Source organism: Paenibacillus sp. 01L418 (genome assembly GCF_056400045.1).
Genome location: NZ_JBFTSN010000100.1, coordinates 1 through 17,778, shown reverse-complemented (window position 1 = coordinate 17,778; position 17,778 = coordinate 1). Strand labels below are relative to the sequence as shown.

Annotated in this window: 13 protein-coding genes; all 13 read right to left on the bottom strand. The window is 45.3% G+C overall.

What is annotated here, in order from left to right; all coding sequences use genetic code 11:
* A partial coding sequence (locus AC1DSE_RS14605; protein ID WP_477527822.1) for an ATP-binding protein occupies nucleotides 1-850 on the bottom strand: 850 nt, incomplete at its 3' end.
* A gap of 997 nt (nucleotides 851-1,847) precedes the next feature.
* On the bottom strand, nucleotides 1,848-2,135 hold the full coding sequence (locus tag AC1DSE_RS14600) for a YqkE family protein (protein ID WP_477509611.1): 288 nt from the start codon (nucleotides 2,133-2,135) through the stop codon (nucleotides 1,848-1,850).
* Between the two features lie 30 nt (nucleotides 2,136-2,165).
* The gene (purT, locus tag AC1DSE_RS14595) at nucleotides 2,166-3,350 is read right to left on the bottom strand and encodes a formate-dependent phosphoribosylglycinamide formyltransferase (protein WP_477509612.1); all 1,185 of its coding nucleotides are present in this window, start codon (nucleotides 3,348-3,350) and stop codon (nucleotides 2,166-2,168) included.
* A gap of 156 nt (nucleotides 3,351-3,506) precedes the next feature.
* Nucleotides 3,507-5,330 (bottom strand): ABC transporter ATP-binding protein, encoded by a 1,824-nt coding sequence (locus tag AC1DSE_RS14590; RefSeq protein ID WP_441875380.1) that lies wholly within the window; start codon nucleotides 5,328-5,330, stop codon nucleotides 3,507-3,509.
* Nucleotides 5,330-7,117: an ABC transporter ATP-binding protein gene (locus tag AC1DSE_RS14585; RefSeq protein WP_441875584.1), complete on the bottom strand. Its 1,788-nt coding sequence runs from the start codon at nucleotides 7,115-7,117 to the stop codon at nucleotides 5,330-5,332. The genes AC1DSE_RS14590 and AC1DSE_RS14585 overlap by 1 nt, the downstream gene beginning before the upstream one ends.
* A gap of 295 nt (nucleotides 7,118-7,412) precedes the next feature.
* Nucleotides 7,413-11,069 carry a dynamin family protein gene (locus tag AC1DSE_RS14580; RefSeq protein WP_477527821.1) on the bottom strand — a complete coding sequence of 1,219 codons (3,657 nt, stop codon included), beginning with the start codon at nucleotides 11,067-11,069 and terminating at the stop codon, nucleotides 7,413-7,415.
* Nucleotides 11,070-11,079: 10 nt separating this feature from the next.
* A complete protein-coding gene (locus AC1DSE_RS14575) occupies nucleotides 11,080-11,352 on the bottom strand; it encodes an NAD/NADP transhydrogenase alpha subunit (RefSeq protein WP_076265731.1) in 273 nt (90 codons plus the stop codon).
* Nucleotides 11,353-11,357: 5 nt separating this feature from the next.
* A complete protein-coding gene (nth, locus tag AC1DSE_RS14570) occupies nucleotides 11,358-12,053 on the bottom strand; it encodes an endonuclease III (RefSeq protein ID WP_076265730.1) in 696 nt (231 codons plus the stop codon).
* Nucleotides 12,054-12,216: 163 nt separating this feature from the next.
* Nucleotides 12,217-14,700 carry an S-layer homology domain-containing protein gene (locus AC1DSE_RS14565; protein WP_477509614.1) on the bottom strand — a complete coding sequence of 828 codons (2,484 nt, stop codon included), beginning with the start codon at nucleotides 14,698-14,700 and terminating at the stop codon, nucleotides 12,217-12,219.
* A 96-nt stretch (nucleotides 14,701-14,796) separates the two neighbouring features.
* Nucleotides 14,797-15,342 carry a GerMN domain-containing protein gene (locus tag AC1DSE_RS14560; protein ID WP_477527820.1) on the bottom strand — a complete coding sequence of 182 codons (546 nt, stop codon included), beginning with the start codon at nucleotides 15,340-15,342 and terminating at the stop codon, nucleotides 14,797-14,799.
* A 19-nt stretch (nucleotides 15,343-15,361) separates the two neighbouring features.
* A complete protein-coding gene (locus AC1DSE_RS14555; protein ID WP_477509616.1) occupies nucleotides 15,362-16,777 on the bottom strand; it encodes an N-acetylmuramoyl-L-alanine amidase in 1,416 nt (471 codons plus the stop codon).
* Between the two features lie 158 nt (nucleotides 16,778-16,935).
* Nucleotides 16,936-17,535 (bottom strand): 3-isopropylmalate dehydratase small subunit, encoded by a 600-nt coding sequence (leuD, locus tag AC1DSE_RS14550; RefSeq protein ID WP_441961270.1) that lies wholly within the window; start codon nucleotides 17,533-17,535, stop codon nucleotides 16,936-16,938.
* Nucleotides 17,536-17,567: 32 nt separating this feature from the next.
* The coding region (locus AC1DSE_RS14545; RefSeq protein WP_477527819.1) for an aconitase family protein at nucleotides 17,568-17,778 on the bottom strand (211 nt) is incomplete at its 5' end.

Genomic DNA, 17,778 nt, shown 5'->3' with positions numbered 1-17,778 from the left:
CCGTGTATCCGTCATTATATTGGAGGGCTACCTCCACCTCAATATCATCGCGCTCACTGGCAAAATGAATAACATCATGCAGTACGGTCTTTTCTTCATTCAAAAACTGAACGAATTGACGAGCGCCGCCTTCATAATGAAACACATCCTGCTTGCCGCTGCGGTCGTCTTTAATTGTTACCTTTAAACCAGAGTTTAGAAAAGCAATCTCTTGCAAACGCTCTGCCAGCGTATCATAACTTAATGTTGTGCCATTCTGGAACACGCGGCCATCCGGCTTAAAAGTAACCTTAGTGCCTGTCCGATTCGTAGTGCCAATAATCTCAAGTCCGCGTACGGGCTCACCAACATGCTCACGTCCCGCTTCATCAATCCAATATTCAAAGCGTTGTCTGTGAATTTTGCCGTCTCGGTAAATATCAACCTCAAGCCATTCTGACAAAGCATTTGTAACGGATGCGCCAACGCCGTGCAGACCGCCGGATTTCTTATATCCGCCGCCGCCAAATTTACCGCCCGCATGCAAAATCGTAAATACGACCTGCGGTGTAGGAATACCGGTCTTATGCATGCCGGTAGGAATACCACGCCCGTTATCGTGTACCGTTACTGCTCCGTTCTTGTGCAGCGTCACTTCAATGGCCGAACAAAATTTAGCCAAATGCTCATCGACTGCATTATCGACAATTTCCCAAACGAGATGATGCAATCCCGAACTGCTTGTACTTCCTATGTACATGCCCGGTCTTTTACGAACTGCTGTTAACCCTTCAAGCACCTGTATATCATCGGCCTCATAATTTCGGTCTGCGGCCGCTGTATTTGCGAAGAGATCTGTTTGCTCAGACATGAGCGTCCCCCTATCTTTAATCACGTTTCCGTATCTTCAAGCTATTTTAATTCAATTTGTCATGTTTCGTAAAGTCTCCAAAAAAAAACGATTAGTGCAATTACACGATCTTCAAGCCTTATTTTGCTAATGGTCATAAGAGATACATATAAGGATAACACACTATCCTTGCTGAACAGAACCTTCCAACGATTAGTTTGGAGGGGTTCTATAGTTTCCTGTCTTGTTTCAACAGCAGCACTACTTATTCATAACCTACAGCTCAGCGTATGTAATAATCGGAATAAGCGCAAGCATAATTAACACAATAACAAAAAAACTTTTTTTGTTCCACAAATTCTACAACTCATTTTCAATAAAACACTTAAAGTTATTCGTGTGTATCCACTGTTTGAGCGTTTCTACCAGCTTCGACCACGAAACATTGCGTTATACGCTTGTCGTACATGTAGAATTTACTGCAATGACATTAGCTTAATCCTTTGAAAATAAAATGGAATGCACATACATCGCTTTAATAACTGTTGTTAGCATGTTTTGCAGAATCATTAGATTTATGTATGCGTGGTAACAATTTGTATTAAAAAAGGCGATTGTGAGGCACAGCCTTGCCTATTTAATCGATTAGGATTGACTTTAATGCTCAACCTTCGTAATATGGTTTACGATTCAAATTCACACCCAAAATCATATTCGAGGTAGCAGAATGAATACGAATGAACGCATTGATTGTTTGAAATGCAAACATTATTTTATTACATGGGAGCCAAGTGCACCTAAAGGCTGTAGAGCTTTTGGATTTAAAACAAGCGTACTGCCGAGCATAATGGTTTTTCGCTCATCTGGCAAACCCTGCATGCATTTTGAAACAAAAGAAAATCATAAAAAATAAGATTATATCAAAAGTTTTGAAATTAGTGTATTTAGGATATTCCGAACAAAAAAAGCACCCTAAGGTGCTTTTTTGAGAACAATGCGAACTGCGACTTTCTTCCTATTACTTATGCTTCGACCAGTTAGGGTCGCTATTCTCAAGCAAATAAGAAAAATCGTTTTCCAAACGCTTTTGCTCCTGCTTCTTCTTTTCTTCTTCCTGTTTGCGAAGCTCTTCTTTACGTGATGCTTCAGCCTGCTTCATATCATCCGCTTGTGCTTTTAGCTTGCCAAGCACCTCATTGCTTAATAAATCCTTGAGCGTCAAGCCGTTTTCCGACTCATTTTTTGGAGCATTTTTTGATGATGATCTAGGAGTTGAAGACGTTATTTTTTTCTGTTTTTTACCCATTGCTGCTGCACCTGCCTTAAAATAAACTTTCTATTCGTTAGTATACGATACGTAAAGAGCTTCTGCAGCTTTACGAGCTAAATCTCGTGCTTGTTCTACATCAGGAGCAGTGCTCAGCGCAACGGCCATTCTTCGTCCAACCTTCGTTTCTGGTTTTCCAAAAACGCGAACCTGTGTATTAGGAACCGACAAAGCTTCTTCAATACCGCCAATGCGGAAATCGGAAGATTCACGGTCTGCTTTCAACGTATGTGATGCACCATGTGACAGCAACCGAATAGTTGGAATTGGAAATCCTAAAATAGCTCTTACATGCAGGGCAAACTCTGAAAGATCCTGAGTCGCCATCGTTACCATGCCTGTATCATGTGGACGCGGCGATACTTCACTAAACAAGACGCCATCCTTTGTAATGAATAGCTCCACACCGTAAATACCAAAACCGCCCAGCTCATCGGTGATGCGTTGCGCTATGGACTCTGCTTGAGCAATTTGGGCCTCAGTCATATGATGCGGCTGCCAGGACTCGATGTAATCGCCATCCTTCTGCACATGTCCAATTGGCGGACAATAGCTTGTACCCGAAACCGATCGTACAGTAAGCAATGTAATTTCAGATTCAAATGTTACAAAGCCCTCCACGATAACACGCTGCTTCTTGGCACGTCCACCTTCCATCGCATAGCTCCAGCATGCTTCAAGCTCCGCTTCAGATCGGCAAACGCTTTGTCCTTTGCCTGAGGAGCTCATAATTGGTTTGATGACACATGGGAAACCAAGCGTTTCGGCCGCAAGAGCAAGCTCTTCAAACGTGTCTGCAAATCGATATGGCGCGGTAGGCAGCTCCAATGTCTCAGCAGCTAAACGGCGAATGCCTTCGCGGTCCATCGTCAACCAAGCCGCGCGTGCTGTAGGAATAACGCGATGTCCTTCCTTCTCAAGCTCAAGCAGCGTTTCTGTAGCTATTGCTTCGATTTCCGGAACAATATAGTCAGGCTGCTCCTTCTCAATAATACGGCGAAGCTCTGCCCCATCCAGCATATCTGTTGTATAACTGCGATGTGCAACCTGCATAGCTGGTGCTTGATCATAGCGATCTACTGCAATGGTCTCGATGCCAAGCCGCTGAGCCTCAAATACAACCTCTTTACCAAGCTCACCAGAGCCTAGCAGGAGCAACTTGCGAGCATTCGTTGTTAAGGGTGATCCATACATAAAGAAAAAGAACCTCCTGGAAGCAAATCGAATCGTCAGCTCTGTCCTAAAGGCAGAGACTAGCGTTTCGGTTCGTTTTTTCTTCCATTGTGGAGGTTCTAAGCTTAAAAATCAACTATTTTATAAGCATTTGCTGAAATGAATTGTGCTCACGTTTTAAAGAAAACGGTACTGTGCTTCGATCAAGCCGTTGTACACGCCGCGCTTTGCAAGCAACGCTTCGTGATTGCCTTGTTCAACGATTTCACCGTGGTCAAGCACGATAATTTCATCCGCGTGACGAATCGTCGACAATCGGTGAGCAATCATAAAGGATGTACGGCCTGCTAGAAGAATTTTAAGAGCTTCTTGAATTTTCAGCTCCGTTTCAGTGTCAATGCTGGCTGTTGCTTCATCCAAGATAAGGATTTGCGGATCAGCTAGCAATGCTCTAGCGAACGATAGCAGCTGACGCTGACCCATGGAAAGTACATTGCCTCGCTCTTCAACTTGCGTATCATAGCCATCTGGCAGCCCCATGATGAAATCATGCGCGTTAACGGCTTGAGCTGCTGTTACGATCTCCGCATCGGTTGCATCCAAGCGTCCATAACGGATATTGTCACGAATCGTGCCTGCAAAAATAAACGTATCCTGGAGCACGATGCCAACCTGTGAGCGCAGGCTTTCAATCGTCACATCACGAATATCGATGCCATCAATGAGGACACGGCCTTCAACCGGATCATAGAAACGGCATAATAGGTTGATGATTGTACTTTTTCCTGAACCAGTATGCCCTACGAGCGCTATCGATTGGCCTGCTTTTACATCGATCGTGATGCCCTTGAGTGCTGGCCTTCCCTTCTCGTATTCGAACACGATATGGTCGAACTTTACGGCGCCAACAATTTTCGGAAGCGGCTTTGCAACCTTTAGTTCCGCTACCGTCGGTTCTTCATCAATAAATTCAAAAATCCGTTCTGATGAAGCCATCGCAATAAGCAGCTGAGAGTACATTTGTCCTAGTCGGTTGATCGGGTCCCAGAAGTTACCGATATAGTTGGCATAACCAACAAGCAATCCAACGGTAATCGCACCTACTTGAATGAGGTGGGAGCCATACCAGAATAGAATAAAAGTACCGATTGCTGAAGTGATCTCGATTACAGGGCCGAACGTTTGGTTAAGCGATGACGCTCGGTTCCATGATTTATTGTTGATTGTATTCATATGATCGAAGAAGCTCATATTGTCTTTCTCTTGCACGTACGCTTGCGTTACCTTCATCCCTTGAATACTCTCATTTAAATGAGAGTTAATACGGGACTGCTTAATGCGCACATCCTGCCATGCAAAACGAATCTTTTTGCGCAGAGTCGTCGATACAATGAACATTAACGGTACGGTTATCATGACCGCAAGGCCAAGCTTAAAGTTCCATACGAGCAAAATAATGACGATACCGAACAATTGCACACAGTCCATCAATAAATTGACGACACCGTTTGTAAACAAATCCTGCAGCGCATTTACGTCATTCGTGACACGAACGAGTACAGAACCTGCTGGGCGCTTGTCGTAAAAACGGAAGCTTAGCTTTTGAATATGCTGGAATAAATGATTTCTGAGATCGTATATTACCTTTTGTCCAATGATATTCGTATATTTGATCCGGTACGTATTGGATGCCCATTGAATAACATATAAGACCAGCATGATGCTTGCGATCGTAATTAACTTCGGTACACTTGTTTCACCTTGCTCAGGAGCAATCGCTTCGTCAATTGCCAGAATGACGAGCGCCGGCACGCCTAGGCGTGTCAACGTACCAAGAATCATCATAACGATGACAGGCATTAATTGTTTTGTGTAAGGCTTCATATATCCGAATAGGCGGCGCAATTGGCCCCAGTTAAAGGGCTTTTCAATCAGCTCATCGTCTTGGTATATGAAACGTTCATTTTTATTGCTAGCTTTTGCTTTGGCACTCGTACTCATTATACGGTACTCCCTTTCCGCTCATTCGCTTGCGCAGCTATAGCAGCATCATCAAGCGGATAGTCAGCATATTGAATGTTGTAGGTGTCGCGGTATGGTCCTTGCTGCTTAATCAGCTCTGCGTGTTTACCACGCTGAACGACATGGCCCTTGTCTAACACGATGATTTCATCGGCATGTCTAAGCGAAGAAATCCGATGTGCAATAATAAAGGTCGTGCGGCCAGCCATCAGCTCCTTGAAGCCCGCTTGAATTTCATGTTCGGTTTCCATATCTACCGCGCTTGTTGCGTCATCCAAAATTAAAATTCTAGGATTTTTTATAAGTGCTCTAGCAATGGCAATCCGTTGTTTTTGTCCACCGGACAAGCCCATTCCTCTTTCGCCGACAATCGTATCGTAGCCTAGCGGCAGCTCCAAAATGAAGTCATGCGCTTTAGCCAGCTTAGCTGCGTGCTCGATTTGCTCTGGTGTTACATCCCGCACGCCATAAGCGATATTATCGCGAATCGATGCCGAGAATAAGAACGTTTCTTGAAACACGGGAGCTATTAATGAACGAAGGCTTGCGACATCCAAATTTTTAATATCGATGCCGTCTAGCGTAATTGAACCTGTTTTTACATTATAGGCTCTCATTAACAATTGAATAATCGTTGATTTGCCTGAGCCTGTCGCACCAAGAAACCCAATGACAGAGCCTGCTGGCGCATCAATGACCAAATCGGTTACCGCCGGCGTTTTGTCAGGATAACTGAACGTAACATGATCGAAGCGTACATGGCCTTTTACGGTATCGCTGCTAACCTCAATCGCGTGCTCAATATTTTTTACATGAACATGTTCATTCAGCAGTCCTAGTACACGCTCTCCTGAAGCTTTGAACTGCGTGTAGTTATTAATATGGAACCCAAGGCCCCACATCGGACCGATAATGTACCAAATCAAGCTGAAAAATGCGACAAATTCACCGAGCTGCAGTGATCCGTTAATGACAAGAATACCGCCTGTTACAAGCAGGATTACTGCGCTTAAGTTCGCTACAAGCTCCATTACAGGGAAAAATTTCGCCCAAATCTTTGCTGCGCCAACCTGATTCGTTTGATAGGCTTCACTGCGTATGGAAAATTTCGATACCTCATGCGATTCACGTGCAAAAGATTTAACCGTGCGTACGCCCGTAATATTCTCTTGAACCGCTGTCGTTAAATTACTCATCGCTTGACGCATTTCGCGGAACGCTGGATGAATATTGCGTTCAAAACGAATGGCTGCGAAGCCTAGCAGCGGTATCGTTACTAATGTAATCAAAGTTAGCTGCCAATGAATAGAGAGCATCATTGCGCCGCCGAACAAGATCATCAACACCATATTCAAGATTTGTGCAAAGCCAAAACCGATAAAGTTGCGAATAGCTTCTAAATCAGCCGTTAAACGTGACATCAAATCGCCTGTTTTTGCTTTGTCATAATATTGAAACGACAGCGTCTGCAGCTTGTCGTACAAAGCATTCCGCATGTGGAATGCCACTTTGTTACCAAGTCGTGCACCAAAAAAACCATGTAAATACTGCATGCATCCTTTAATGATAATGACTCCGACTACTGTAAAAGAAAGCGTTGGCACTAACTCGAATTTTTTTGGAGTAATGACATCATCAATCAAGAATTTCAGTAAATTCGGATAGACAAGTCCGAGCGCCGTAGCGCACATTAAGCAAAATATCGAGGTGAACATAAACTTTCGTTCCGCCCAATAAAATGCTTTCAACTGCCTTAGTACGTCCAAGTAAATCCATCTCCCCGTATCTATTTTGTAAGCATGAATGAATATTATCAGCATCATCAAATGCGAGCAAACAGTATAAATATGCATATACCTGTTATAAACCGCTTATTGACTCGTTATCTAAATTGGAAACGGTTAATACTCCCAATTGGTCGCAAATCATGACAAATATGTGCCTATTACTCAATTTTTGCACAAAAACACACTAAATTAAAAAAAGCTTTTGCAAGCGTTTTACACGCTCGCAAAAGCATTCAGCTGTTAATGCGATAGAACAATCCGTATTCATTGACAATTAGATATGAATCAACTGATTATACAGCTGCTTCAGCTCAGCCGTGTCCGCACTGCCGGACAACGAGATTCGTTTGCCGCTTTCATAGGCAAGCATATCGTCTTGCAGCTGTTTACCAGCTTGATCAGCCGCTTTCTGCCAAATTTGCTCGTAAAGCGATGTCCACAAGAGCGTTTGCTCGGACATCCATCCATTTAATGAAGGAGCAAGCAGCGCTTCAAGCTCTTTGCGAAGAATCGACTTGCCCTCGCCTTCAAAAAATTGACGCGGTGATTTGAAACGGCTCCAAAGCAGCTTCGCATCAACGTTATCCGCTTCCCAAGCGGTCGGCTCATCTGGCGTTGGCAAAGCAGCTGGCGCATAAGGAACAGCACTATATGCGGAAATTGAATTTTCTAAACGCTGCGCAGTATGAATATATTGCTTTTGCAGCTGAGTATGAATGCCTCGTTCCATCCGAAGCGAGGTTGCCAGCATCTCCTGTGACAGCTCCAGTTGGACGAGCCGCTGCAGCTCCAGCCAAGATGTCCAAATGGCTTTGCGCAAGTCACGTCCATCATCCTGCAAGGAGGCCGGATTAAAGGCTAAGTTATAAAACTCACCAAAACGGTATTGGATACGCTGAACGACATAATACAATAGCTCACTAAGCTCCTGCTTTAGCTGCTCTGGTATCGTTCCGGTTTGAAGCGCTGATATATCGATCTTCGCTTCGTTCACCGCTTGCAGCAGTGCTATAAGCTCAGCTTCACGCCCGGCTGCGTCGCCCTCTGCACTTTGAAGCCAGCCTGCAACTGTCGCTGCCGCTCGTTTCAAGTCCTGCTCTGCGGCATCAATAGCTAGCCGTCCGAGATCGTTCTGAATAAAGGAAAGGAATGATTGCTCGAAAGCTTCAATGCCGGAGCGTTGCAGCAGCTCTGCATTTCCATCTAATTTACTATCCAGTGCCTGCAAGCTCGATACAGGAAATAAGCGAGGCGAGCGAATCGCATGCTGCAGCAGATTCGTCTCAACATGCTTTAACACACCTGTAAGCTCCTCCTGATCTGCAGCCAAATCGGCAGCGTTAACAAGGAAAAACATTTTATCAAGCTCAAACTGATCCTTCACCCTGCCAAGCTGCATCAGAAATTGACGATCAGCTTGCGAGAAGGCGTGATTGTAATACGTGACAAACAAAACAGCATCAGCGTTTTTAATATAATTGAAGGCTACGCCCGTATGTCTAGCATTTACAGAATCCGCTCCTGGCGTGTCAACGAGCACGATACCCTGCGCCGTCAACGCGCAGTCATAATGCAGCTCGATTTCACTCACGAAGCACGAACGAGATTCCTCAGCGACGTACTTTTCGTATTYCGCTTGATCGACCGACAGCTGCTGACCGAGCAGCGGTTCATGCTTTGCCCAGCCTGCGCGGGCTGCGCGCAGGAAGCTGAAATGCGGGCGACCGCCAGCTCCGATGGAATCCGGAGATAGGCGATCAATCGCCCGCATGAGAGCAGCGTCATCAGACTGCTGCTCTTTTTCACCGAGGAGCGCTAGGGAATAGCGCACATCATCGATAATGGCAGCGCGCGTCTTCATGACAATGCGCGCTGTACCATGACCGTGCTCCGCCGTAGGGGGCACGAGTCGGTTGATCGCTGCCGTCGTCGGATTAGGAGAAACCGGCAGCACCGGTTCTCCGATCAGCGCGTTCGCAAGCGATGATTTGCCGGCGCTGAAGGCGCCGAATAATGCGATGGTGAAGCGGCTGTCCTGCAGCCGCTTCGCCTTATCGCTCATCGCTTGCGCAGCAGCCGCAAGCGCAGCATGCGGCGCCAGCAGCTCCGCGGCGCTGGCTAAGCGCGCTGCAGCGCTGTGCTGCTGCGCCAAAGCTGCACCGCCAGCTAGGGCGCTTCGCCCCGCTGCCACATGATGCTGCCCCTCTCGCGCGCTTCGCCCGCTCTCGCTCGCAAGCACACCCCGCGCTTCAGCAGCGTCGCCGCCAGCTTGCGCGGAAGTGCCACCGCCAGCCACAGCTATACGCGGTGCTGGCAATGCCGGCCTTGCCGGCGCCTCAGGCAGCGCGGCAGTTAGCCGCGCCTTATGCTCCTCGGCGCGCTTCGCCAGCGCCGTAAGCGCATGTAGTGCACCAGCCTGCGCGCGAAGCGCAGCAAGCTGTGACTCTGCCTCAGCGGCGGCGGCTTCGCCTACCGCCGCTGCATGGTCTGCCAGCGCATCGATGATCTCAAGTGAGCGCTGGCGATAAACCGCCTTCACATCCGCGGCTAGATCGCGGCTAAACGTCATCGTATATTCGTTGCTGATGACGGCGCCGGGTTTCACTCTCGCGATAAGCCACTCCGAATCCGGCAGCCAAGCCAAGTTCCGCGCGAGCTCCGATTCCAGCAGCTCGCCATTATATGATTTACGCTCTGCTTCCGTACGCAGCAGATGCTTCACATGCCAGTCGATCGAAGCGCTGATTAAACTGTTTAATTCCTCGCTGAACGCCAGCAAGCGCCGTTCCTGCTCAGCAGCAGTCTTAGCTGCCGCAAAAAGCAGCCCCGCTTTAAAACCAGGCTTACGGCTCTCCAGAAACGTTTGAGCCAAATCACGCAGTCCCGCTGGCGTAATATTCGCATTATCCAGAAGCGTTTGCAGCTCTTTGCGAAGCTGCGCCCGGTAAACCTCTTTCTGCTCCGAAACATGCCTGATCTTCTGTTTCAGCTGATCCATTTGTGTTGTGACAAGGGCAACAGCCTCAACGCCGCCTGCCTCAGCAAGAAGCCGTTCTCGCTCAGGCTCCGCTAGCTGCTCACTCCATTTCAAATGTCCATCAGCTACATGGCGCAATGACGCATCTACACTGTACACACAAAGCGGCTTGCGGATCGTTTGCAGTTTATCTAGCAGCTCAAGCAGTTGCTCCCACTCTTGATGAGGGTGCTCTGGCTCGCGCAACGACAAATAAACGATCCCCGCCGGCTCCAAGTGCCAAGCGTGAAACGCATCCTCAACGCTTTGACGATAGCTTGCGAAAGAAAGCTCGCGATCACGATGCTTATCAATCTGATTCACAATAAAATATAAGGGCTTTCCCCAATCCTTCAATTGCTTCGCAAAAGAAAAATTGATTTCAGACTGCACATGATTATAATCCATGACATAAAAAACAACGTCTGCAAGATGCAATGCGGATTCGGTTGCCATCCGGTGCGCATCATCAGTTGAATCAATGCCAGGCGTATCGAGGAGCACGGTATGATCTCCTAAAAGCTCGGAAGGATACACGATCGATACAGAAGTAAATTGCTCGCCATCGACACAATAGCGGTCAAGCTGGTCGATTGGAACTTCCGCTTTGGAAGCAACACCATTCTTTACGGTTTCAACAGCTGCATAAGCCCGATCCCCGCCGCGAATAGACACAACGTTCGCGCTTGTTGGAATTGGACTAGAAGGAAGCAGCTTAGTCCCGCATAAACGATTAATGAGAGTTGATTTGCCAGCTGAAAAATGTCCACAAAAAGCGACAGTAAGCCGACCATCGGTCAGCTTACTGTTTAGCTCCTGTGCTTGCTTGGCATGTAATGTATCTCCTGCAGCTGACATTAAACCAGCTGCTTCGGATATAGCTCCTGCTATGCTTTGCACGGTTGTTTCTGTCATTTGCTTCTCCTTAAACGGCTTGCTCTTCTTCAGACGGCAAACAAATTTCAAATACGTTGCCATGTTGCAAGATCATAATGTTGCGCTCTTTATCTCTCATCACAACAACCTCAGGTTTAATGCGCATACGCTCGATGTATTGATCAGGCACGTCGCCTGAGCCGCTAACTGTAATGCCTTCTACAAGGATATCCTCGTGCTCCTCTGGCGGAGACTCAAGCACTTGCTCATAAATATCAGAAAAAAGCTCAAAATTGTTTGTGTACACGGAAATACAGTTCATGTTCATCATCCTTCACTGGCTATTTTAGGTTTTATACTCTTATTTTTGGTTTTAAAACCTGGCTTCATACGTTGTTTACCTTCTTTGCACAAATCAAGCAGCGGACAAATTGGACACTGCGGGCTTTGCGCTTTACAGTGATAGCGGCCGAAAAAGATGAGTCTGTGGTGGGTTAATGTCCACTCCTCGCGCGGAACGAGTTTCATCAGCTTCTTCTCTACCTCTAGGACACTGTCTTCGGCCTTAGCGAATCCCAGTCGCTTCGTTACACGATCCACATGCGTATCGACAGCGATGGCAGGCACACCAAATGCATTAGACATCACGACGTTAGCCGTCTTCCGCCCTACACCTGGCAGCTCGGTCAGACCTTCATGACTTTCAGGCACTTTCCCGTCATATTTATCTATGACAATACGGCAAAGCTTTTGTATATTTGATGCTTTACTTCGAAACAAGCCGATGCGGCGAATGTCCTGCTCTAGTTCTTCCAGCGGTACGCTCAAATAATCCTCGGGGCACTTATACTTTTGAAATAAGTTCACCGTCACCTTATTGACCGTCTCATCCGTACATTGCGCAGACAGCAGTACTGCTATTGTAAGCTCAAACGGATTGCTGTGATTAAGCTCACAGTGTGCATCTGGAAACATGTCCGCAATAATGTCTAGCACATGACGCATTTTTTGTTTCGCAACCATCGTCCTCTCCCCTAATCAAACACTATCGTTCAAAGTGTAGCGAAATTTGTCACGCTTCGCAACCGTAAACAAGCATATTCTATAAAAAAACTGCCCCTAAGGGCAGTTTTTTCACAAAAAATGAATATCTCAGCCTATAATTGATGAAAATTTCGTTAAAAAGCTACTTGACGATTGCAATTGCATAGTTTCTAAAGCCATAGATTGTAATCGTGTCGCCTGACTTGAAAGCTGTAACTGAAACCGAATTTCCATTTAAAATGTATTTGGTCTGGCTGTTTACATTAAAATAATTCCGGTTATCCGCATCTGTTGTTTTTTCCGTCCACACTTGTGATGCAGTCGCATTGAAGTTCGTAAATACGCGGCTCTCGCCAACAGCTACAGTCAGTTGTGTTTTGTTGCCTTCAAGCTTCTGAACCTCAACATAGTCCCCCACAGTAAGCAGGCTCGTTGCTGTTCCTTGCGTGGCTCCTTTTACGATTACGAACCCAGCATCGCCATTATAAGCAACAGTTTGACCTACAAGGTCTACAATAGTGACACTGTTTGCTGAGATGGATTGTACTTTGCCATAAGCAACAGAAATAGTGCGTGCACGAACGGCTTCTTTTCCTAAGTAGTTAACAGTAATAATAGAGCCCGGAGTAATCTGTTCAATCGCAAGCTTCGCTCCTGCTTCATTAACCAATTCTGTACCTAGCACATTTAGATCAAATGCGGATGTCATTGCATTTTTAACACGAATTTTTTTGTTGATTACGTCTACTGACATTACATCATATTGAGCATTTGTGTGGACTCTAATCGTTGCAACACGATCTTGGTTGCTGCTCAAATCAAGCGTAAGTTGATCGCCTGCCTTAAGATCGCTGTAAGTTGCATTTGCTATGGCAGCATGCTCAACGTATGCAGTATTATATGGAAGCGACAACGTAGCGCCGTTCTCCAATTTAATGTTCATCAAGTTGCTTTGTGAATTCATTGATAATAAAGTACCTGTATATTTAGTTAAAAATTGCAGGGATACGATCGAATTTCCTGTATAGCTGATAACAATTTTTCTGTTCACGGTTAGTAAGCTATTAGCAGAAGCTAATGAAATAACGTTGCCGCTGTATTCAATTCGAGTTTTATCCGTAAAATAAAGCGCTTGGGCGTTATTGCCATTTGCATCAAGAATGGTCAACAACTTTTTATCGTAAACAAAAGCGGCAACCTGCGCACCAGCAACGACTTTCACATTGCGGTTAACTACTTTCACTTTTGTTACTTTATCTGCATCATTAAGCGTAAGCTCTACTTGATCTGCTTCTTTAATTAAATCGCCGATTGTTGCTCCATTAATGCCTTCAATTTCAACGGAAACCGTATCTGCCATCAATTTAGATACAAGTGTTGAACCCTCCATGACAGTGATCAAATCACCTGTCGAGCCGTAGAATGTACCTTTAACACTCGTTGCCGACGCCTGCGTCGATGCAATAATTTTTATTGTTGCCGGCGCATCACGGAAGCTGTCTTGTACGATGCTTATTTGGCTGTCTCTCTTAATTGAGGTTAATGCTAGCGGTTTGCCATCCGTATCAACGACTACTACTGAATCATTATAGAAAAATTCAACAGGCTTATTGTTAATCCATACATATAACTTCTTCTCATCTGCGATAACACGATCCAACGTTCCAGACGTCGTTTTAGTGTAAGTCTTATCGCCTTTCACTTCAACGTAAAGCGCCTTTCCATCCTTCGCAATGACCGTTACATCTCCGTATTCTAGAAGCTGCTGTCTCGTAATAGGTGTTTCTGTATTGTAGTGATAAAATAAAGTATCTGAATTAATGCTATAGTTGATTTCCTTCTTGTCGCTGTAAACAGTAATTTGAGTATCTGTTATTTTAGTTGCAATCCCGTTTACTTGACCTTCATATGCAACCGGGAACAGCTTCTCAGCACGGCTGAACATCGTAGCCAGACTCGCACGATCCACATTCGCTTTAGGAACAAATTTGTCTGCCGTTACACCCTTTACGAGCTCAAGCTTGGAAGCGGCATTCACATAACCCTTATAAATAGAAGTGATTTGCGCTGCATCCGCGAAAGTCGAGGCTGTATTTTGCAAACGTACCGCTTCTTCCTCTTGCTGGATTGCACGAACCATAAGCTTCGTTACCCATTCACGGGTAGCTGGCTTAGTCCCCCAGGCGATTTTAGGATCTTTAGCTGCGAGTCCGAACTCTTCCACCTGATCAAGCAGGCCTTCTTGGAAAGCCAAAGTTACATAAGGTTTAAAATAAGTGCTTACGGAAAAAGAATTAGGAAAACCGATAATTGCATCTTTATCTGCCTTTTTATCCAATCCCGCGAATCGAAGAGCCATAAGCACAGCCTCTTGCTGACTCACATTTTCTTTCGGACGGAATATAGCAGCTCCGCTTGATGTCTTATTTCCTTCAATAATTCCTTGCAATGCAAGCTTAGCTATATGCTTCTCTGCCCAATGACCACTGCTTACATCGGTAAATGGTGTTGTATATCCGGAGGCTGCTGAGGCATAGGAAGCAGGTATGATTACACCGCTTCCTGCAACTAGAGAAAACGCTAGCGCTCCAATCAAAATCTTTTTGCTCGCAAATTGCATTGTCATAAGTAGATATTCCCCCTGATTAGTATGTAATAACTCATGCAGAACGGCTTCGCCAACCTATTGCTAGGATGGAACGAAGCCATTCATATTTTTTGCTTATTGCTTGTTCATTGGATATTCGAGCTCGACATGACCCATGAGCGTTTCAACCTTTTGTCCATCGACAAGCAGATCGATTGATTTTACAGCATCGAATTGAAACAATGTTTTTTGAAGCGTCTGAATGACAAACGTCTCGCCTGGCGCACCAAGCCGCGCTTCATCAGGCAAATGAATATCCAGTGTAACAAGCCCGTCTGATAGTTGTACGGATTTAACCTCAATTCGTTTCCATAAAGATAATTTATTCTCGTCAGCATCTTTTTGCAGTTCAGCAATTGCTGCTTTGACCAGATCAAGATCCGTTTCATAGGTTAGCTTGACTGGATGCTCTACTGTTTCAGTTAGCTCAGCATCGGTTAAATAAATAATAGCATCTAGTTCGTTTATAACGGGAGTTGGCTMAGGAGAAGGCGAAGGTGAAATTGTAGGCGATACCGTGCTGCCTGGTTGATTTCCCTGCTTATCCTGAACTCCGCATCCTGCAAGCGCAGCGGATAATATAATGACAGCAAGCAGCCCGCGTGCTTTGAAAGTTTTCATAACACTGAACACCTGCTTTCTATTTTACATTTAAGTACTCTTTGATGCCTGCAACCAGTTCAGCAGCTATTTTGTTTTGTGCCGCATCATCAAATAACATTTTTGCATCGTTTGCGTTGGATAGGAAGCCTGCTTCGATTAGTACGGCTGGCATCGTCGTTTGTTTGATCACTTTATAAGCTTCTTTCTTGACGCCGCGGTCTTTAAGACCGGTTGCCGCAATTAGATGCTTGTGAATAATACTAGCAAACGCTTTACTGTTATCGCGATAATAGTAGGTTTCAGTTCCTGTTGCGGAGCTGATACCGCTATTGGCATGAATAGACATAAATAAATCAGCTTTTATGCTTTCTGCAAACTTGACGCGATCATCTAAAGTCGGGTAAGTATCCCCCGTTCTAGTTAAATGAACTTTAATTTTGCTTTCTTTGTCAAGCAACGCCTTCATCTTAAGTGCGATACTAAGCGTAAATTCTTTCTCCGGTTTCTTCAAAACACTCGCTGCACCCGGATCTGAGCCGCCATGTCCCGCATCAAGAACAACGTTGTAGACTTTGGATGATGGAGGAGTTACTGGATCTGTAATCGGCGGAGTACCAGGAACGTCTGCAGCAGACATTAAGCTAAACTGAATTTTTCCTGCTTCCTCAGTCATCACATAGCCGGTATTATCGCCAATAAGAATGACTAAGCGAGCGGTAGCTGGCGTGTTCGAAAATAAGGAATAACGATAACCTTGCAAATAAGTGCTGTCTGTTACATTAACCTCAACTTGTCCATTCAAAAACTGTGAAGATAAGTTTGATGAATAGTTAGTATTCGGAAAATCGAACACAATGCGCTTTGGGTTCTCGAGCAGCATTGGCTTGTTGGCCTTAACTGTTCCTTCATAATTAAGGGTCATGCTGCTTCCGCCAGAGTAATAAATGTCTGTTATCTGGCCTGCTGCTTCCACAGGAAGATTCGGGTCTGGATCAATAGGTTCTGTCGGATCTGTTGGTTCTTTGTTCTGCTCGTACATATGTACTTCTTTCTCAACAGCTTTCCATTCAAAATCCAATCCAAACTGCTCACCAATAAAGCGAAGTGGAACTAAAGTGTAGCCTTTAATGATAGAAACTGACGTGTCCATTTTAACCTTTTTGTCATTGACTACTGCCATATTGTCATTCAGCTTTAGCTTTATGACATTATTGGCATGTGTTACTGTCGCTGTTTTGGTCGTGTTATCCCAATCAATCAGGTAGCCTAATCCTTCTGATACCGTCCGCACAGGTACAACGGTTGCATTATTAATGATTTGCGGATTAACATCAGATTTCAATTGCTGACCATTCAAGAAAAGCTTGGGTACGACCTCTGCAGCTTGTCCTACTGCGGAGAACATCGTGAAAAAAATCGACATAAACATTAATACGGATACAAATCTTTTCATTTCCCACCTCGATGACTGAAATTGCCCGCATCGAATGAGTGCATTCGACTTTAACAGACGCAAATATAGACGCAGCTTGTCAGAAAAAGTTGCGTTTAAAGGAAAAAAGAGGACGAATCATCCGGAGTGGCTGATTCGTCCTCTTCATTTCGTTTTAATTACACAAGACGAGCAATATGTTTTTGCTCATAAGCTGTAATTTTGTCTTCATGTTGAAGAGTCAAACCGATATCGTCAAGACCTTGCAGCAAAAATTGACGACGGTGCTCATCAAGATCAAATGCGATCGTTAGACCATATTCATCCGAAAGCTGTTTGTTTTCCAAATCAACAGTAAGCTTGTAGCCGTCATGCTTCGCTGTACGCTTAAATAGCTCTTCCACTTGCTCTTCGCTTAGCTTGATAGGCAAAATACCGTTTTTGAAACAGTTGTTATAGAAAATATCCGCATAAGACGGAGCGATAATAACTTTGTATCCATAATCAAGAATTGCCCAAGGAGCATGCTCACGGGATGAGCCGCAGCCAAAGTTAGCACGGGAAACGAGTACAGATGCGCCCTCGTAACGCGGCTTGTTTGGTTCGAAATCAACGTTCACTTCACCATTTTCGTGAAAACGCCATTCGAAGAAAAGAAATTGACCAAAACCGCTGCGCTCAATACGCTTCAAAAATTGTTTCGGTATAATTGCATCAGTGTCGACATTGACCCGGTCGACCGGGGCTACGATGCCTGTAAGTTGTTTAAACGGTTCCATATCTTATATACCCCTCTCGCGTTCAATTCGTTCTACACTACGGATTTAATTTCCCAATCGCGTACATCTGTGAAATGACCTTTTACTGCTGCTGCAACTGCCATCGCAGGCGATACAAGATGCGTGCGTCCGCCGCGGCCTTGACGCCCCTCGAAGTTACGGTTAGACGTTGATGCACAACGCTCGCCCGGTTTCAATACGTCAGGGTTCATTGCAAGACACATCGAGCAGCCAGCATCACGC